The organism is Myxococcus eversor (assembly GCF_010894455.1).
GTDB classification, from domain to species: Bacteria; Myxococcota; Myxococcia; order Myxococcales; family Myxococcaceae; genus Myxococcus; species Myxococcus eversor.
In genome coordinates, this window is the sequence record NZ_JAAIXY010000005.1 from 1 (window position 1) to 15922 (window position 15922).

Below are 15922 nucleotides of genomic sequence, written 5' to 3' on the forward strand. Positions count from 1 at the left end.
GCGGGAAACCGCGTGGGAGAGTAGGTCGCTGCCGGATTCTTTTTGAGAGAAGCCCTCGTCGCCTCGTGCGACGGGGGCTTTTCCTTTTGCGGGCTACGGAGTCCCCCTGCCTCGACGGCGGGGTGCCCGGGCTTTGGTCAGGGCGGCCTCCACGGCTCGCCGCGGGCCCGTGGGGACTCGGGGCGCCTCTTTCGTGCCCGGTGGGGCTCGCGCCTGGCTTTCAGGGCAGCCGCAGCACCACCTTGCCCACCGTCGCGCGTGACTCGAGCTGCTGGTGCGCCCGCACCGCCTCTCCCAGCCCGAACGTCCCCCTCGAACTGCTGGGGCGGCTGCCGGGATCTCCTGGGTGGATCAGCTCCCCGCCGGGCAGCCTCGCGCGGCGCTCTGCGTCGCTGGATCAGGCACGCGGCGATGGACCCTGTGGGGCGCCACCTCCAGGCTCGGAGCAGGGGATGTCCGACATGTGACGCGCCGCCTCCTTCCTGCTCCTGCTTCCAGGGGCCTCAGAGGCGCTCAAGTTGCCGGATTCCTTGGGGTTTCAGGGGTGTACGCATGTTTGACTCGCTACAAAGGCTGAGACTAGAGTCCAGTCCTCCGCCCGGTCTGCGCTCCGCCTGCCGCGGTGCTCCCCCCGGCCCCGGACGCTCCACGAGATGAAGAAGCCGACCCTTTTTGGGAAGTACCTGCTCCTCGAGCGCATCAACGTCGGCGGAATGGCCGAGGTGTTCATCGCGAAGGCCTTCGGCGTCGAGGGCTTCGAGCGAATCCTCGCCATCAAGAAGATCCTCCCCACGATGGCGGAGGACGAAGAGTTCATCACGATGTTCATCGATGAGGCGCGGATCAGCGTTCAGCTGAACCACGCCAACGTCGTGCACATCCACGAACTCGGGAAGCACGACGACGCGTACTTCATCGCCATGGAGTACGTCGCGGGGCGCGACGTGCGGACCATCCTGGAGCGCTACCGGCGGCGCAAGGAGATCATGCCCACCGCGCAGGCGGTGTTCATCGCCTCCAAGCTCTGTGATGGCCTGGATTACGCCCACCGGAAGAAGGACGCGCGCGGGCAGGACCTGCACATCATCCACCGCGACGTGTCGCCGCAGAACGTCCTCATCTCCTACGAGGGTGAGGTCAAGGTCATCGACTTCGGTATCGCCAAGGCGGCCAACCGCTCGCAGAAGACGCAGGCCGGCATCCTCAAGGGCAAGTTTGGCTACATGAGCCCGGAGCAGGTCCGGGGCATGCCCATCGACCGGCGCAGCGACATCTTCGCCGTGGGCGTGCTGCTCTACGAGATGCTCACCGGCGAGAAGCTCTTCGTCGGCGAGTCGGACTTCTCCACGCTGGAGAAGGTGCGCAACGCGGACGTCCCGCTGCCCCGCGAGTTCAATCCGAACATCCCCGCGGGGCTGGAGAAGGTCGTCCTCAAGGCGCTCGCCCGTGAGACCGAGGACCGCTACCAGTGGGGCTCGGACCTGGCCGAGGACCTGATGCGCTTCCTGCTGGCCGGGGATGCCATCTACTCGTCGAAGCACTTGTCCTCCTACATGAAGGAGGCCTTCGCCGAGGACATGCTCCGCGAGGCGGAGAAGATGGAGCGCTACGCGGGAATCGAGCGCCCGGATCAAATCGAGGCCTCCGGCGTCACCGCGCCGCCCTCCGCGCAGGCGCGTCAGGGCCCAAAGCGCGCGCCTCCCTCGGTGGTCGTCGCGGGTTCTCCCGCCGGCCGCGCGCCCACCGCTCCGGCCCATCCCGCCCCGAACTACATTCCTCCTCCCACGGACGAGGAATTGGAGGCGATGGACGGCGGTGGCGCCGACAAGACGCAGATCGTCGACTCGACCCAGACCTTCATGTCCCCGGAGACGCGCGTCGCCGAGAGCAGCGTGCTCGTGGACGACAGCATCACGGGTCGCTCGGAGATTCCGACCCTGCAGGGCAGTGGCACCAATGCGGCGTACCCGTCGCGAGAGCCCGAGCCCTCGATGCGCAAGGGCAAGAGTGGCCCCAAGTCCCAGGTCGTCATCGCCAGCGAGGACGGCGAGGCCTACGCGGGCGCGACGATGATCGGCCCCGCGCCGACCGCGCCCCCCACGCGCTCGAAGCCCTCGGCGGAGCCGCCCGAGGAGACCACCGGAAACATCACCGTCTCCGCCAACAACGGGCGCGGCAATCGTGCTTCGCAGCGTGCGCCGTCTCCGCAGCACCAGGAGTCCGGGGCCTATGACGCGCCTGACGATGGTGCCTACGCGACGGACGGCTATGGCTCGCAGGAAGGAGCCTATCCCGACGACTCGCAGGACCACGACGAGGTCACCGGGACGAAGACTCCCGCTCCCGCGCCGAAGAAGGGCGCCAAGGCCACCGCGAAGCCCGTTCCCGTCAAGGCCAAGTCCAAGTCACGGCCCGCCGCGAAGGGCTCGCCCCTGCAGTCGCTGGCGAACCTTCCCAAGCCGGTGCTCTTCGGCTCCGCGGCTGGCATCGCCGTGGTGGTGCTGCTCCTGTTGGTCGTGTTGTTCAGCGGCCCTTCCGGCGAGCAGGTCTCCTTCTCCGTGCCGCAGCCTGGCGCCGTCGTCGAAGTGAACGGGCAGCGGGTCGAGCCCAACATGATGCTGGCTCTGCCGCCGGGCGACTACGAGGTCGTGGCCAGTGCGCCCGGGCACAAACCCGAAAAGAAGTTCGTGACGGTCGTCGAAGGCCCGCCCCTCGCCGTGTCCTTCAACCTGGTTCCCGAGGTGGCGGCTGCCGCCCCGCCAGAGGAGCCACCCGCGAGGCCCTCGGAGCCCGTGGCCAACGCGGGTTCGGGCACCACCGTGGACCCCGGACAGGCGGTCGTGCCTCCTCCCGCCCAGAACCCGGATCCTCAGCCCGTCGCGGCCAACGACCCGCCTCCTCCGGAGAACCCTCCCACCCAAGGCACGGAGACCCCCACGCCGCCGCCCACCCAGAAGCCTCCTCCCGAGGCCCCTGTCGTGGAGAACAAGCCCGTGGAGCCGCCTCCGCCTCCGCCGGCCAGGAAGCTCGCCGCCATCTTCGACGGTGAGGCGGGCGCGGAGATCTCCGTGAACGGCAAGAAGGTCGGACGCACTCCGGATGCGCGTCTCGCCAACCTGGAGTTGGGGAAGACCTACCAGTTCACCGCGAAGCTCGCGGGCTACAAGCCGTACGCAGGACAGTTCCTCGCCAAGGGCGACGCGGACGAGTTGACCATCTCCTTCGACCTCATCAAGGAGGAGAAGCGCCCCGTCGAGACGGTGGTGAAGCCCCCGCCTCCTCCTTCGAACCCGACGCCTCCGAAGTCGAAGGCCACGGGCATGCTGGCGTGCAGCACGAAGCCCGCAGGCGCGGAAATCCTTGTCGACGGCAAGAAGACGGGACGTCAGACGCCGGTGACGCTCGGCAGCCCCCTCGTGCTCCCAGTGGGCAAGAGGAAGATCTCCTTCAAGCTCAATGGCAAGACGACCAAGCCCCAGGTGGTCTTAATCTCCGAGAACAAGATGGAGAAGCTGGTCAACGTCGCCATCGAGTGACGCAGTCGGGCATCAAGCGTCGTCGTCGAATTGTTGAATGAAGTGGTGCCGGGCGCGGTATGACGCCCGGCCCGCGACGCTACATGCTGAGGTGATGCGCCATGCAATCGACGCCCATCCGGGGCAAGGCCGAGGCCGGTCCCGCGCAACAGCCGTTTTCATATCCGCTCCGCCGTGAGTTTGTGGAACCCGACTGGCGGCGCATCCCCGGCTACAAGGACGTCACGCAGGCGGAGTGGGAGAGCTCCGTCTGGCAGCGCAAGCACACCGTCAAGAACCTGAAGGAGCTCAAGGCCACCCTGGGGGCGCTGCTCCCGGACGACCTGGCGGAGAGCCTCGAGCGGGATCAGCGCGAGCGCGCGACGATGTCCATCCTCGTCCCGCCGCAGATGCTCAACACGATGGACTATCAGGACCTGTGGAGGGATCCGGTGCGGCGCTACATGCTGCCCGCCTTCGCGGACCGCCTCACCGAGTGGACCAATCACCCGAAGGCCAGCCGTGACAGCCTCCACGAGCAGGACATGTGGGTCGTCGAAGGTCTGACGCACCGCTATCCGACGAAGGTGCTCGCGGAGATGCTGCCGACGTGTCCCCAGTACTGCGGGCACTGTACGCGCATGGACCTGGTGGGCAACGACGTCCCCCAGGTCAGCAAGCACAAGTTCTCCATCGGTCCGAAGGACCGCTACGAGCAGATGCTCGAGTATCTGCGCCGCACCCCGACGGTGCGCGACGTGGTGGTCTCCGGCGGCGACATCGCGAACCTGCCCATCCAGCAGCTCGAGCCCTTCGTCAGCTCGCTGATGGACATTCCGAACATCCGGGACATCCGTCTGGCCAGCAAGGGGCTGATGGCCATCCCCCAGCACTTCCTCCAGGACTCGGTGCTCCAGGGGTTGGACAGGCTGGCGAAGAAGGCCGTGGAGCGGGGCGTGGACCTGGCGATGCACACGCACGTCAACAACGCCGCGCAGCTCACCCCGCTGGTGGGCAAGGCCGTGCGCAAGCTGCTGGACATGGGCTTCCGCGACGTGCGCAACCAGGGCGTGCTGTTGCGTGGCATCAATGACAGCGCGCAATCACTGCTCGAGCTGTGTTTCACGCTGCTCGACCACGCGAAGATCCTGCCGTACTACTTCTACATGTGCGACATGATCCCCAACAGCGAGCACTGGCGGCTGTCGGTGGCTCAGGCTCAGCGGCTCCAGCACGACATCATGGGCTACATGCCCGGCTTCGCGACGCCGCGCATCGTCTGTGACGTGCCCTTCGTGGGCAAACGCTGGGTCCATCAAGTCGCGGAGTATGACCGCACCCGCGGCATCTCCTACTGGACCAAGAACTACCGGACCGGCATCGAGGCGAATGACCCCGAGGCCCTCGAGCGGAAGTACGAGTACTTCGACCCCATCGACTCGCTGCCCGAAGAGGGTCAGGCGTGGTGGCGGGAGCAGATCAAGGCGGCGTGATGGACACCCCCGCGGTTGCGATGAGTGTGGCGGCGGACTTGCGCACCGAGCGCACCTCGCTCAGTGATGCGGGGCGCCGTCGCCTGTTTCCCCAGGCCACCGATGCGGAGTGGAACGACTGGCGCTGGCATCAGCGCCATGCCGTGCGCGGGTTGGAGCAGTTGGAGCGCTTCATCCCGCTGACCGCTGATGAACGCGCGGGCGTCCAGGAGACGTCCTCGCTGTTCCGCATCGGCATCAGCCCGTACTACCTGTCGCTCATCGACCCGGAGCATCCGTTCTGCCCGGTCCGCATGCAGTCCATTCCCGTGCGGGCCGAGGCTCGCGTGCGTCCCGGCGAGCTGGAGGATCCGCTCGGCGAGGACAAGACGCGGCCAGAGGAGTGCATCGTCCACAAGTATCCCGACCGGGTGCTGTTCCTGGCGCTGGATACGTGCTCCGTCTATTGCCGCCACTGCACGCGGCGGCGCATCACCCAGGGCGGCGTCGCGGAGTTGTCCAAGGAGCAGATGCGCCGCGGCATCGACTACGTCCGGCGCCACCCCGAGGTGCGTGACGTCCTCATCTCGGGCGGAGATCCGTTCCTGCTGAGCGAGCAGCGCCTGGATGAGCTGCTCGCGCCGCTGAGCGAGATTCCGCATGTGGAGATGATTCGCATTGGCACCCGCGTCCCCGTGGTGCTGCCCATGCGCGTCACGGATGCGCTGGCGAGCACGCTGCGCCGCCATGCGCCTGTCTTCGTCGTCACGCACTTCAATCACCCGAAGGAAGTGACGCCCGAGGCGCGCGAGGCGTGTGAGCGATTGGTGGACCACGGTGTCCCCGTGGAGAACCAGGCCGTGCTGATGCGGCAGCTCAACTCGGACGCGCGCATCATCAAGGAACTCTCACACCTGCTGCTGCGCAGCCGCGTGCGGCCGTACTACCTGCACCAGATGGACGTGGCCGAAGGCTGCGAGCACCTGCGCACGCCCATCGCGAAGGGCCTGGAAATCATCCAGCAGCTTCGCGGCCACACCACCGGACTCGCAGTGCCGCACCTCGCGGTGGACCTGCCCGGCGGCGGCGGCAAGGTGACACTCCAGCCGGACTACGTCGTCGAGCGGGGCGAGCGGGAGACGGTGTTCCGCAACTACAAGGGCGAGCGCTACGCCTACCCGGAGCCGGAAGAAACAGACTGCTCTTGTCCGTATGACGAGACGTGGCGCGCTCGTGCCCAGGAGTACGGCTACCTTCGGAAGGGCTGAGGCTGAGCGGCAGTGGCTCCCGGCGTTGTGCTACCGGGAGCGGACGCCCGGGAAGCTCACTCGTCGTCCGAGGACTTCTTCCGGGCCTTCTTCTTCACCTTGGTTGTCTGCGAGCTGGGGCGACGCGCGGCCTTCTTGGCGGGCTGGTCGTCCCCTCCGCCCATGATTTCCACGGGCACCTGGTCCTCGCCCGCCGCAGCGGCCTGGGCTCCCACGGCGCCACCCTCCTCGCCGCCTTCTTCACCCTCCACGGGGATGCCAATCTGGACTTCGGGGTTGTCGCCCTCGTTGGACTCCAGCTCGACGGGGTTGTCGTTGTCGAAGCCGTTCTGAATCGAGACTTCCTTCTCCTCGGTGGGCTTCGCCGCGGCCGGCTTGGACGCCTTGGACTGCTCCTCCAGGCGCTGCCCCTCCGCCTTCGCCCGCTCATTGCCCTCGCGTCCCATCCGCGCGGTGAAGCGGTCGTATTCCTTCGCGGTGACGCCGTGCTTCTCCAGCACCGAGGTGGTGGCCGCAGACTGCTTCCGCGTGGCCTGCCCGCGCTCCTCGTTGCTCATCTCCGAGGGTTTGCGATTGCCGTACTCGTCGTCCACCTTCTTCATCGCCGCCGCTTCGTCGCGGCGGATGTGCGCCACCTTCTCGGGGGTCAGCTCGCCCCCTTCGTCCGCGCCGGCGACGCCCGGAAGGACCAGCAGGGCTGCCATGAGCAGGGAAATCGGACGGGACATGACGCGGCTCCTCGACGGTGGAATCACTCGTATCTAACCACGGTCCGCCCTCGGCGCGCACCGGTCGCCTTCCGTGGCGGGGACTGTCACTGAAATCCGTGATTGCTCCCAGTCACGTCTGAGGGCGTCAGCCGTTCTGGCAACGCGCGCAACCATTCCTGGCATCGGAGCACTGCTCCCGGCCCTGGGCGCAACGCGGGGGGAGGTCATCCCGGTCCGGGTTTCGGTCCACCAGGGAACACAGCTCCTCGGCCACGCCACAGGTGCCGGTGGCCACCTCGCAACGGTCCTGACAGGCCAGCTCGTCCTGGGCCGCGCGCGCTCGCAGCTCCTCGAGCCGTGCCGACGCTCCGTCGATGGCCGCGTCGTCGTCACCCGCGACGCGCGTGTCCACGTTCTTCGCGCAGCCCGCAAGGAGGTGGATGACCACGAGCAGCGGAAGCGCGACGAAGGGGACTCGCATGGGCCTTTCCATATTCGTGCGGGCGGTCCTCCGTCCAGCAGGGGCCTCCACGAGTGTCGGACGTGGGGCTCACCTCACCCCGCATCAGGCGGCGACTGTTGCTGCTGGGGTGGGGGACGCGGGCGGCGCGGTGGCTCCTCGGGGCGCGACAGGTACAGGTAGGCCGTCAGCGCCAGCAGGGCCGCGACCGCCAGCCGCCGCATCCAGTCCTCGCGCTGCCGCACGGGAGACGCCTGGTCCTCCCGCGTCGCGGCTTCAAGGCCCGCCGCCACGTCGGCGCTCACCGCTCGCAGACGACGGCAGACCTCCACCACGGGCACCAGGCCCGCGGGCACTGGCGCGTCCTCCCGCTCCAGCGCCGCCACGAGCATCCGGGCCCAGGCCGCTTCCTCCTCGCTGCCCGAGGGCTCCCTCGCCGCCGTGCCTGTCTTCGTCGCCAGCGACACCGCGGCTCGTAGCAGGAGCACCGAGAGGGCCTGCTCCGACACCCCGTAGAAGCTCGCACAGTCCTCCAGCGAGGCCCCCACGACGAGCCGGCGGTTCAGCAGGGCGGCCGGACGGGGCTCCAGCGCCCTGAGGGCCTGGACGAAGACAGCGGGGGGCAGACGGGAGATGGGCGGCTCGGGAGGTGTCACGGGCGCGCCATCCTCTCCCATCCTCCGGCCGTTTTCTTGAGGCACGTGGCCGCGCACCTACACTCCCAGGCCATGTTGCGACCTGTTGCACTGCTCCTGCTCCTGCTCTCCCCCCTGCGCTCGCTCGCGGTGGAGACCCTGCGCATCGCCATCGAGGACACGGGAGTGGAGGTGCGCATCAGCGGGCGCGGACTTGGCTTCGGCGTGGACAGCGAGGAGGCCACCTTCGTCCCCATCCCCTCCGATGTCGCCACCGTCCGTCGCAAGGCCGGCAAGCTCGAGGTGAACGGCGCCCCCGTCATCGGAGACTCCGTGCGCTTCCGCGCGGGCCTCGGCGCCTCCGAGGATGCGGGCTCGGCTCCGGGAGAACAGCCGATCAAGGCCGGCGGTGCCCAGGTGCGCGGTGACGTCGTCGTGCGTCCGTTCAAGGACGGGCTCCAGCTCATCAACGTCATCTCCCTGGAGGACTACCTCGCCGCGGTGCTTGGCAGCGAGATGCCCGTGTCCTTCCCGCCAGAGGCCCTCAAGGCCCAGGCCATCGCCGCGCGCACCTACGCCCTGCAGAAGAAACTGGAGAGCTATAGCAACGCGTTTCATCTGGGCAGCAGCGTGCTCCACCAGGTGTACGGCGGCGTCAATCGCGAGGACCCTCGCACCCGCGCCGCCGTCGACGCCACCCGTGGCCAGGTGCTCACCTACGAGCTGGCTCCCATCGAGGCCTACTTCCACGCCTCCTGCGGGGGCCGCACCGAGTCCGGGCAGGACGCCCTCCACCGTGACTTGCCCTACCTGCAGCCCGTCGACTGTCCGTGCGGCCGACTGCCCGCGAGCCGCTGGTCCGCCTCCATGTCGGACACCGAAATCAAGGCCGCCCTCAAGCGCCCCGCCCAGGGCATGAAGGTGTCCGCGCGCACGCCCACCCGCCGCGTCACCCGCATCACCATGGGCGATGGCAGCACGGTGGACGGAGTGGAGCTCCGCCGCAGGCTTGGCTACACGCGCCTCAAGAGTCTCGACTTCGAGGTGGAGCGAACCGACCACGGCTATGTGTTCTCCGGTCGCGGCTATGGCCATGGGGCCGGGCTCTGCCAGTGGGGCGCCAAGGCGCTCGCCGACAAGGGCAGGGGGTACCTGGAAATCCTCACCCACTACTACCCAGGGGCCGAGCTGCAGCACCTCTACTGACGTCCCCTGTGTCGGCGCGCTTTCCGCGGCGGCGCGGGGGCTGCTACAAGCGCCAACCCCGTGTCGTCTCGCCTCTCAGACTACGACTTCGAGCTCCCCGAGTCCCAAATCGCCCAGGCACCGCTCGCCCGGCGCGATGCCTCGCGGCTGATGCTCGTCCGCCGCTCCACCGGTGACGTGAGCCACCGCCAGTTCTCCGATGTCCTGGAGCTGCTGCGCCCGGGTGACTTGCTCGTCCTCAACGACGCACGCGTCATCCCCGCGCGCCTGCTGGGCCAGAAGGCGGGCACCGGTGGCCGCGTGGAGCTGCTCGTGGTGCGCCCCGCGGCCTCCACGCTGACCTCGGCCGCGTTGGACGGCGCTCCCGAGTCGCTCGACTGGCTCTGCCTGGGACAGGCATCCAAGGGCCTCAAGCCCCCGCAGCGCCTCACCTTCGCCGGTGGCCTGGAGGCCGAGGTGCTGGAGGTGCTCGGAGGAGGGGAGTACCGCGTTCGCTTCCATGCGCCCCCCGGTGCCTCGCTGGCCTCGTTGCTCGACGCCGCTGGCCGCCTGCCGCTGCCGCCCTACATCACCCGCGAGCCCGATGCCGCGGACGCCGAGCGCTATCAGACTGTCTACGCGCGCGCTTCCGGCGCCGTCGCCGCGCCCACCGCGGGCCTGCACTTCACGCAGGACACCCTGGACGCGCTGGCTGCCAAGGGCGTGCGCCGCGCGCTGGTGACGCTGGACGTGGGGCCGGGGACCTTCCTGCCGGTGCGCGAGGAGGAGCTCGACAAGCACCACATGCACCCGGAGCGCTTCACCATCCCGGAGTCCACCGCGCGCGAGGTGAACGCGGCGCGAGCGGAGGGGCGGCGCGTCGTCGCCGTGGGCACCACCGTGGTGCGCACGCTGGAGTCCGCCACGGAGCCGGCCACGGGACTGCTGCGCGAGGGGCCCGGCGAGACGACGCTCTTCATCCGTCCGGGCTTCACCTTCCGTCAGGTGGACGCGCTCCTGACGAACTTCCACCTGCCGCGCTCCACGTTGGTGGTGCTCGTCAGCGCGCTCCTGGGGCGCGAGCGCACGCTGGCCGCCTACGCGGAAGCGGTGCGCGAGGGTTATCGATTCTTCAGCTACGGCGACGCCATGCTGGTGTCGGAGTGAGTGCCATGAGTGAGCAGGACGCGGGAGCAGGGGAGACGGCGCGCGAGAAGGGCGACTCGCGGGTGGCACCGGGCCTGGTGCGCTTCGAGCTGCTCCATGAGGATGCCTCCGGAACGAAGGCCCGCCGGGGACGGCTGAACACCCCGCACGGCCCCATCGAGACGCCCATCTTCATGCCCGTGGGCACCGTGGGCAGCGTCAAGGGCGTGGGGCCGGATGACCTGCTCGCGCTCGACGCTCAAATCATCCTCGGCAACACCTACCACCTCATGCTGCGCCCCGGCGAAGCGCTGATGCGGGAGATGGGCGGCCTCCACCAGTTCGTCTCCTGGAACCGGCCCATGCTCACCGACAGCGGCGGCTTCCAGGTCTTCAGCCTGTCGGAGAAGCGCAAAATCACCGAGGAGGGCGCCGCCTTCCAGTCCCACCTCGACGGCGCGCGTCACTTCCTCACCCCCGAGCGCTCCATCGAAATCCAGGAGACGCTCGGCGCCGACGTCATCATGGCCTTCGACGAGTGCCCGCCCTCCACCGAGGACCGCCCGTACCTGGAGAACTCCCTCGCGCGCACCACGCGGTGGCTGCACCGCTGCGTGAAGGCGTGGAACCAGGGAGGACGTTCGTCCCTCTTCGGCATCGTCCAGGGCGGCCTCCACGAGGACCTGCGCAAGCGCCACGCGGAGGAGGTGTGCGCGGTGGACCTGCCGGGGTACGCGCTGGGCGGCTACTCCGTGGGCGAGGCCCCCGAGGCGATGCACGCGGGCGTGGCGTACTCGGCGCCGCTCTTGCCTCGCGACAAGCCGCGTTACCTCATGGGTGTGGGCACCCCCGTGGACCTGGTCACCTGCGTGGAGCACGGGGTGGACATGTTCGATTGCGTGCTCCCCACCCGTTGTGCGCGCAACGGCCTGCTCTTCACCTCGGAGGGCAAGCTCACCATCCGAAACGCGGCATTCGCCAGGGACCCCAGGCCGGTCGACCCGGCGTGCTCCTGCTACACCTGCCGCAACTTCAGCAGGGCGTACCTGCGCCACCTCTTCGCGGCGGGGGAAATCCTCGCCATGCGCCTCAACACCCTGCACAACCTCCACTACTTCCTGGGACTGATGGCGGATGTGCGCAAGGCCATCGCGGAGGACCGATATGCGGCCTTCGCGCGGGAGTTCCGGGAGAGGGCTCGAGCCCAGGAGGCCGAACGGACCCGTGGTCGCTGAGCGACCGGATGGAATCCCGGGTTCCCGCGTTCACTTGCTCACATGGGGACCTGTTGCTAAGAGGGCCCCCTTTCAGGATGGGTCCTTCGGGTAGTGTGGGGGGTCCCCCATCCCAAGCCTTCCTCAACCGACGAGGCAGTCTGTGGCTGAGAGCTTTTTGATGCTGGCGCAGGCCGGGGGCGGGACCAACCCGCTGAACACCCTGGCTCTGCTCGTGGGCCTGGTGGCGATCATGTACTTCGTCATGATCCGCCCCCAGCAAAAGCAGATGAAGGAGCACCGCACGCTGCTCACTTCGCTCAAGAAGGGCGATGAAGTGGTCACCTCGGGCGGCATGCTCGGGAAGATCCACCTCGTCGAAGAGCGGACCGTGACGGTGGAGGTCGCCAGTGGCGTGCGCGTCCGCATCCTGAAGACGTCCATCAGTGCCAAGGGCACGGTGGCTGAAGGGCCCGCGCAAGCGGTGTCCGCCGAAGAGAAGAAGAAGGAGGAGAAGTAAATGGACCGCGGCTGGTGGTGGAAGTTTGGACTGATTGTCGCGGTGACGCTGGGGACCATCTGGTTCCTGATTCCGTCGTATTACTCGCTGGCGGTCATGGACCGTGCACAGCGCAATGACCTGGCGGCGCTGCAAGCGCGGCTTCCCGCCTGGGCACCTCCCGCGAAGTACCGGCTCAATCTGGGCCTGGACCTTCAGGGCGGCATCCACATGGTCATGCGCGTGGACACCAAGACCGCGCTCCAGAAGCGCACCGAGCGCCGAGGCCAGCAGATCGCCACGTACGTCGCCGACAAGAAGCTCGGCGAAGTCACCGTGGATACGGATCCAGAGAAGCTCCAGCTCACCTTGACGGCGAAGGACCCGGCGACCATGGACGCCATCGAGAAGGACGTCCTGGCGACCTTCGGGGACTTCAAGCGGGTTGACCGCAACGGCGCGACGCTGGTGCTGTCGCCCGACGACACGCAGGTGAACCGCTTCCGTGAGGAATCGGTCGACCAGGCGATGCTCGTCATCCGCCGCCGCATCGACAAGTGGGGCGTCGCCGAAGTCGACGTGCGCAAGCTCGGCACCGACTCCATCCAGATTTCGCTGCCCGGCCGCAGCAACCCGGAGCAGGCCAAGGAACTGGTCGGCACCACCGCGCAGCTCGAGTTCCGGATGGTGGACGACACCAACCCGCAGGTCTTCGCGCAGATGTTCCAGGCCAACCCGCCTCCCGCCGGCAGCGACATCACCGTGACGGAAGAGGGCGGCTTCCCGCAGCTGCAGAGCAAGTCGCGCGAGGCGCTCCTGGCATACACCGAGGGCAAGGTCCCGGAGAACCGCCAGGTCGTCACCGAGTGCATCGCGAACCCGCTGAAGAAGAACGAGTGCTCGTCCTACCGCACCTTCCTGTTGGACAAGTTCGTGCCGCTGACGGGCGAGAGCCTGGCGGGCGCGGACGCGAACGTGAACCAGATGAATGAGCCGGAGGTGAACATCGCCTTCGACCCGGCGGGCGCGCGCGAGTTCGAGAAGCTGACCGAGGCGGGCGTGGGCAAGCGGATGGCCATCGTCCTGGACGACAACGTCCAAACCGCGCCGAACATCAACGAGAAGATCGGCGGCGGTCGTGCCCGCATCACCATGGGCCGCATGGGCGCGCGCTCCCACGACGAGTGGCTGGGTGAGGCGCAGACGCTGGCGCTGGTGCTCAAGGCGGGCGCGCTGCCCGCTCCGGTGACGGTGGGTGAGATTCGTCAGGTGGGCGCGAGCCTGGGTGACGAGCTCATCAAGAAGGGCGGCATGGCGGTGCTGGTCGGCCTGGGCCTCGTGCTCCTCTTCATGGGCTTGTATTACCGCAAGGCGGGGCTCATCGCGGACATCGCGCTCGTCCTGAATGGTCTGCTCATCCTGGCGGGGCTGGCGTTCTTCAACGCGACGCTGACGTTGCCGGGCATCGCCGGATTCGTGCTGACGTTGGGCGTGGCGGTGGATGCCAACGTGCTCATCAACGAGCGCATCCGCGAGGAGTTGAGCCACGGCAAGACGGCCAAGGCGGCCGTGGACCAGGGCTATGACCGTGCCTTCTGGACCATCTTCGATGCACACGTGACGGCGCTGATCGCCGGCTTCATCCTGTTCTTCACGGGCACCGGACCGATTCGAGGCTTCGCCACCACGCTCATCGTGGGACTGCTGGCCTCGCTGTTCACGTCCATCGTGGTGACTCGCGTCATCATGACCTACTTCGTCCACGGCCGTAACGCGCAGTCGGTGTCGGTCTGACCGGCGGGAGCCCGGATAACTGCCATGCAGATCCTCAAGAACAAGACGAACTTCGACTTCATCGGCAAGCGCAAGCCGGCCATCTTCATCTCCACCCTCATCAACCTCGCCATCCTGGTGGGCATCGTCACGGTGGGGTTCAACTACGGCGTGGACTTCGCCGGCGGCACGGTGGTGGAGCTGAAGTTCAACCACCCCATCAGCGCGGCGGAAGTGCGTGAGCGCGCCCAGAAGGGCGGCCTGCACGACGTGAGCGTGCAGAACATCGGCAGCTCCGACGAGAACGCCTTCCTGTTGCGCATGGGCGGCGTCACCCAGCTCAACGAGGAGAACGCCACGAAGGCCAAGACGGCCATCGAGGCCCTGGGCACCATCCGCAACGTCTACTCGGACCTGTCCAACGGCATCATCAACTTCCGCTCGGCCACCCCGCTGACGGCGGAGCTCATCAAGAGCACGGTGGAGGCTTCCGGCACCGGCGTGCAGGAGGTCCGTGTCCTGGGCGAGTCGCAGGGTGGCTCTGGCGTCGACTACCAGGTCGTCGCCAGCGGCATGGCGGACAAGGTGAACTCCGCGCTCAACATGGGCGTGGAGAAGCCGGACTTCGAGCAGCGCCGCGTGGACTACGTGGGTCCGCAGGTGGGCAAGCAACTGCGCAACCGCGGCGTCATGGCGCTGCTGTACTCGATGGTGGCCATCCTCATCTACGTGGCGTTCCGGTTCGACTTCAAGTTCGGCCCGGGCGCGCTGCTCGCCATGCTCCACGACGTCATCATGGTGGCCGGCTACTACCTGGTGAGCCGCCGCGAGTTCAACCTCACGGCCATCGCCGCGCTGTTGACCGTCGTCGGCTACTCGGTGAACGACACCATCGTCATCTACGACCGCATCCGCGAGGACATGGCCAAGTACAAGGGCAAGCCGCTGACGGAGGTCATCAACATCGCCATCAACGACACGCTCGGCCGCACCATCCTCACGTCCGGCACGACGGCGCTGTCACTCATCGGTCTGCTCATCTTCGGCGTGGGCGAAATCTTCGACTTCGCCATGGCGATGCTGGTGGGCATCCTCGTCGGTACCTACTCCTCCGTGTACATCGCCAGCCCGCTCACCATCTGGCTGGACGAGCGCGCCGCGGCGAAGGAAGGCCGTCACGGCGACGGCATGAAGCACGAGCCGAAGGCGGCGTGACGGACATCGCCTGACTCCCGCTCGCGGGAGCCGGACGCGACGAGGGCCCTGGTCTCCCACTCACGGGAGGCAGGGCCCTCGTTGTTTTCAGCAAGGGCCGTGCGTCAGAAGCGCGCGCCCAGCGTCACCGAGGCGTCCAGGAGGCCGCCGTCGGTGTCCTCGTCCAGCGCTCCGTTGGCGAAGCCGTTGTCGAGCAGCACGCGCCAGGTGGCTCGGACACCGGCCGTCAGCGCGCCGCTGTTGAACTCCAGGCCCGCGGCGAGCGGCACCTCCTCCATGGTGTCGGAGTCGTAGAGCCCGCCGCCGATGCCTCGCACGTCCACGTAGGAGATGCCGAAGCCCGCTCCGACGAAGGGCCGCACCGCCGTCATGAAGGGCGGGGAGACCTTCACCAGGGCGCTACCACCCTGGCGGACGATGGAGGGGCCCTCATCCAAGAGCCGGATGTCGTCGATGCCGTTCTGCGAACCTTCGTAGCCGAGCTCGAATCCGAGGAACGTGGTGGGCTGCACGTTGAGTGTGAGACCCCATGCCGGACCGGTGCTCGTGAGATCTCCCAGGTTGCCCGTGTAATCGCCCAGGCCTCCCTTGAGGAACACGTTGACGTCGCCTCGCTTGCCCGGCTTTCGTTCCTGCGCAGAAGCCGTGCCCGCGGCGAGCAGCGCGAGCGCCAGCGCGCCGACCTGGATACCCTTTGCAGCCATGCGGTCCTCCCTGTCAGGTGGTGTGCAATCAACCTGTGCACCGGATGGACGGCGCGCTCCCCACCAGCAGGCGACAGGCCGAGCGCACGCCTGAACGCTTGAGCAGGAAGGGAAATGTCGTGCCCA

Annotated in this window: 13 protein-coding genes; 9 read left to right on the plus strand and 4 right to left on the minus strand. The window is 67.8% G+C overall.

All coding sequences use genetic code 11. The annotated features are described in order from the left end of the window. Nucleotides 1-653 precede the first annotated feature (653 nt). From G4D83_RS11480 to G4D83_RS11490, 3 genes are all read left to right on the plus strand, one after another. Nucleotides 654-3536 (plus strand): serine/threonine-protein kinase, encoded by a 2883-nt coding sequence (locus tag G4D83_RS11480; RefSeq protein WP_163864772.1) that lies wholly within the window; start codon nucleotides 654-656, stop codon nucleotides 3534-3536. A gap of 101 nt (nucleotides 3537-3637) precedes the next feature. After that, complete coding sequence (locus tag G4D83_RS11485) at nucleotides 3638-5008, plus strand: KamA family radical SAM protein (protein WP_163864773.1); 1371 nt, start codon at nucleotides 3638-3640, stop codon at nucleotides 5006-5008. A 20-nt stretch (nucleotides 5009-5028) separates the two neighbouring features. After that, on the plus strand, nucleotides 5029-6255 hold the full coding sequence (locus G4D83_RS11490; protein WP_420826630.1) for a KamA family radical SAM protein: 1227 nt from the start codon (nucleotides 5029-5031) through the stop codon (nucleotides 6253-6255). 56 nt (nucleotides 6256-6311) lie between these two features. Here G4D83_RS11490 and G4D83_RS11495 read toward each other — a convergent pair whose 3' ends face one another. The 3 genes from G4D83_RS11495 to G4D83_RS11505 form a co-directional block, all read right to left on the minus strand. Beyond that, nucleotides 6312-6983 carry a hypothetical protein gene (locus tag G4D83_RS11495; protein ID WP_205522615.1) on the minus strand — a complete coding sequence of 224 codons (672 nt, stop codon included), beginning with the start codon at nucleotides 6981-6983 and terminating at the stop codon, nucleotides 6312-6314. 127 nt (nucleotides 6984-7110) lie between these two features. Further along, nucleotides 7111-7446: a hypothetical protein gene (locus G4D83_RS11500; RefSeq protein WP_205522616.1), complete on the minus strand. Its 336-nt coding sequence runs from the start codon at nucleotides 7444-7446 to the stop codon at nucleotides 7111-7113. Nucleotides 7447-7520: 74 nt separating this feature from the next. After that, a complete protein-coding gene (locus tag G4D83_RS11505) occupies nucleotides 7521-8081 on the minus strand; it encodes a hypothetical protein (RefSeq protein ID WP_240356279.1) in 561 nt (186 codons plus the stop codon). A gap of 72 nt (nucleotides 8082-8153) precedes the next feature. Here G4D83_RS11505 and G4D83_RS11510 point away from each other — a divergent pair, with 72 nt between their 5' ends. The 6 genes from G4D83_RS11510 (at nucleotide 8154) to secF (ending at nucleotide 15092) form a co-directional block, all read left to right on the plus strand. Further along, nucleotides 8154-9266 carry a SpoIID/LytB domain-containing protein gene (locus tag G4D83_RS11510; protein WP_163864775.1) on the plus strand — a complete coding sequence of 371 codons (1113 nt, stop codon included), beginning with the start codon at nucleotides 8154-8156 and terminating at the stop codon, nucleotides 9264-9266. A gap of 60 nt (nucleotides 9267-9326) precedes the next feature. Beyond that, nucleotides 9327-10412, plus strand: a complete 1086-nt coding sequence (gene queA, locus G4D83_RS11515) for a tRNA preQ1(34) S-adenosylmethionine ribosyltransferase-isomerase QueA (RefSeq protein WP_163864776.1) — start codon at nucleotides 9327-9329, stop codon at nucleotides 10410-10412. A 5-nt stretch (nucleotides 10413-10417) separates the two neighbouring features. Further along, complete coding sequence (gene tgt / locus G4D83_RS11520) at nucleotides 10418-11626, plus strand: tRNA guanosine(34) transglycosylase Tgt (RefSeq protein WP_163864777.1); 1209 nt, start codon at nucleotides 10418-10420, stop codon at nucleotides 11624-11626. A gap of 142 nt (nucleotides 11627-11768) precedes the next feature. Continuing rightward, nucleotides 11769-12125: a preprotein translocase subunit YajC gene (gene yajC / locus G4D83_RS11525; RefSeq protein WP_163864778.1), complete on the plus strand. Its 357-nt coding sequence runs from the start codon at nucleotides 11769-11771 to the stop codon at nucleotides 12123-12125. After that, nucleotides 12126-13898 carry a protein translocase subunit SecD gene (gene secD, locus G4D83_RS11530; protein WP_163864779.1) on the plus strand — a complete coding sequence of 591 codons (1773 nt, stop codon included), beginning with the start codon at nucleotides 12126-12128 and terminating at the stop codon, nucleotides 13896-13898. Between the two features lie 24 nt (nucleotides 13899-13922). Then, a complete protein-coding gene (gene secF, locus G4D83_RS11535) occupies nucleotides 13923-15092 on the plus strand; it encodes a protein translocase subunit SecF (protein WP_163864780.1) in 1170 nt (389 codons plus the stop codon). A gap of 104 nt (nucleotides 15093-15196) precedes the next feature. Here secF and G4D83_RS11540 read toward each other — a convergent pair whose 3' ends face one another. Continuing rightward, nucleotides 15197-15796 carry an outer membrane beta-barrel protein gene (locus G4D83_RS11540; RefSeq protein WP_163864781.1) on the minus strand — a complete coding sequence of 200 codons (600 nt, stop codon included), beginning with the start codon at nucleotides 15794-15796 and terminating at the stop codon, nucleotides 15197-15199. Nucleotides 15797-15922: the final 126 nt, after the last annotated feature.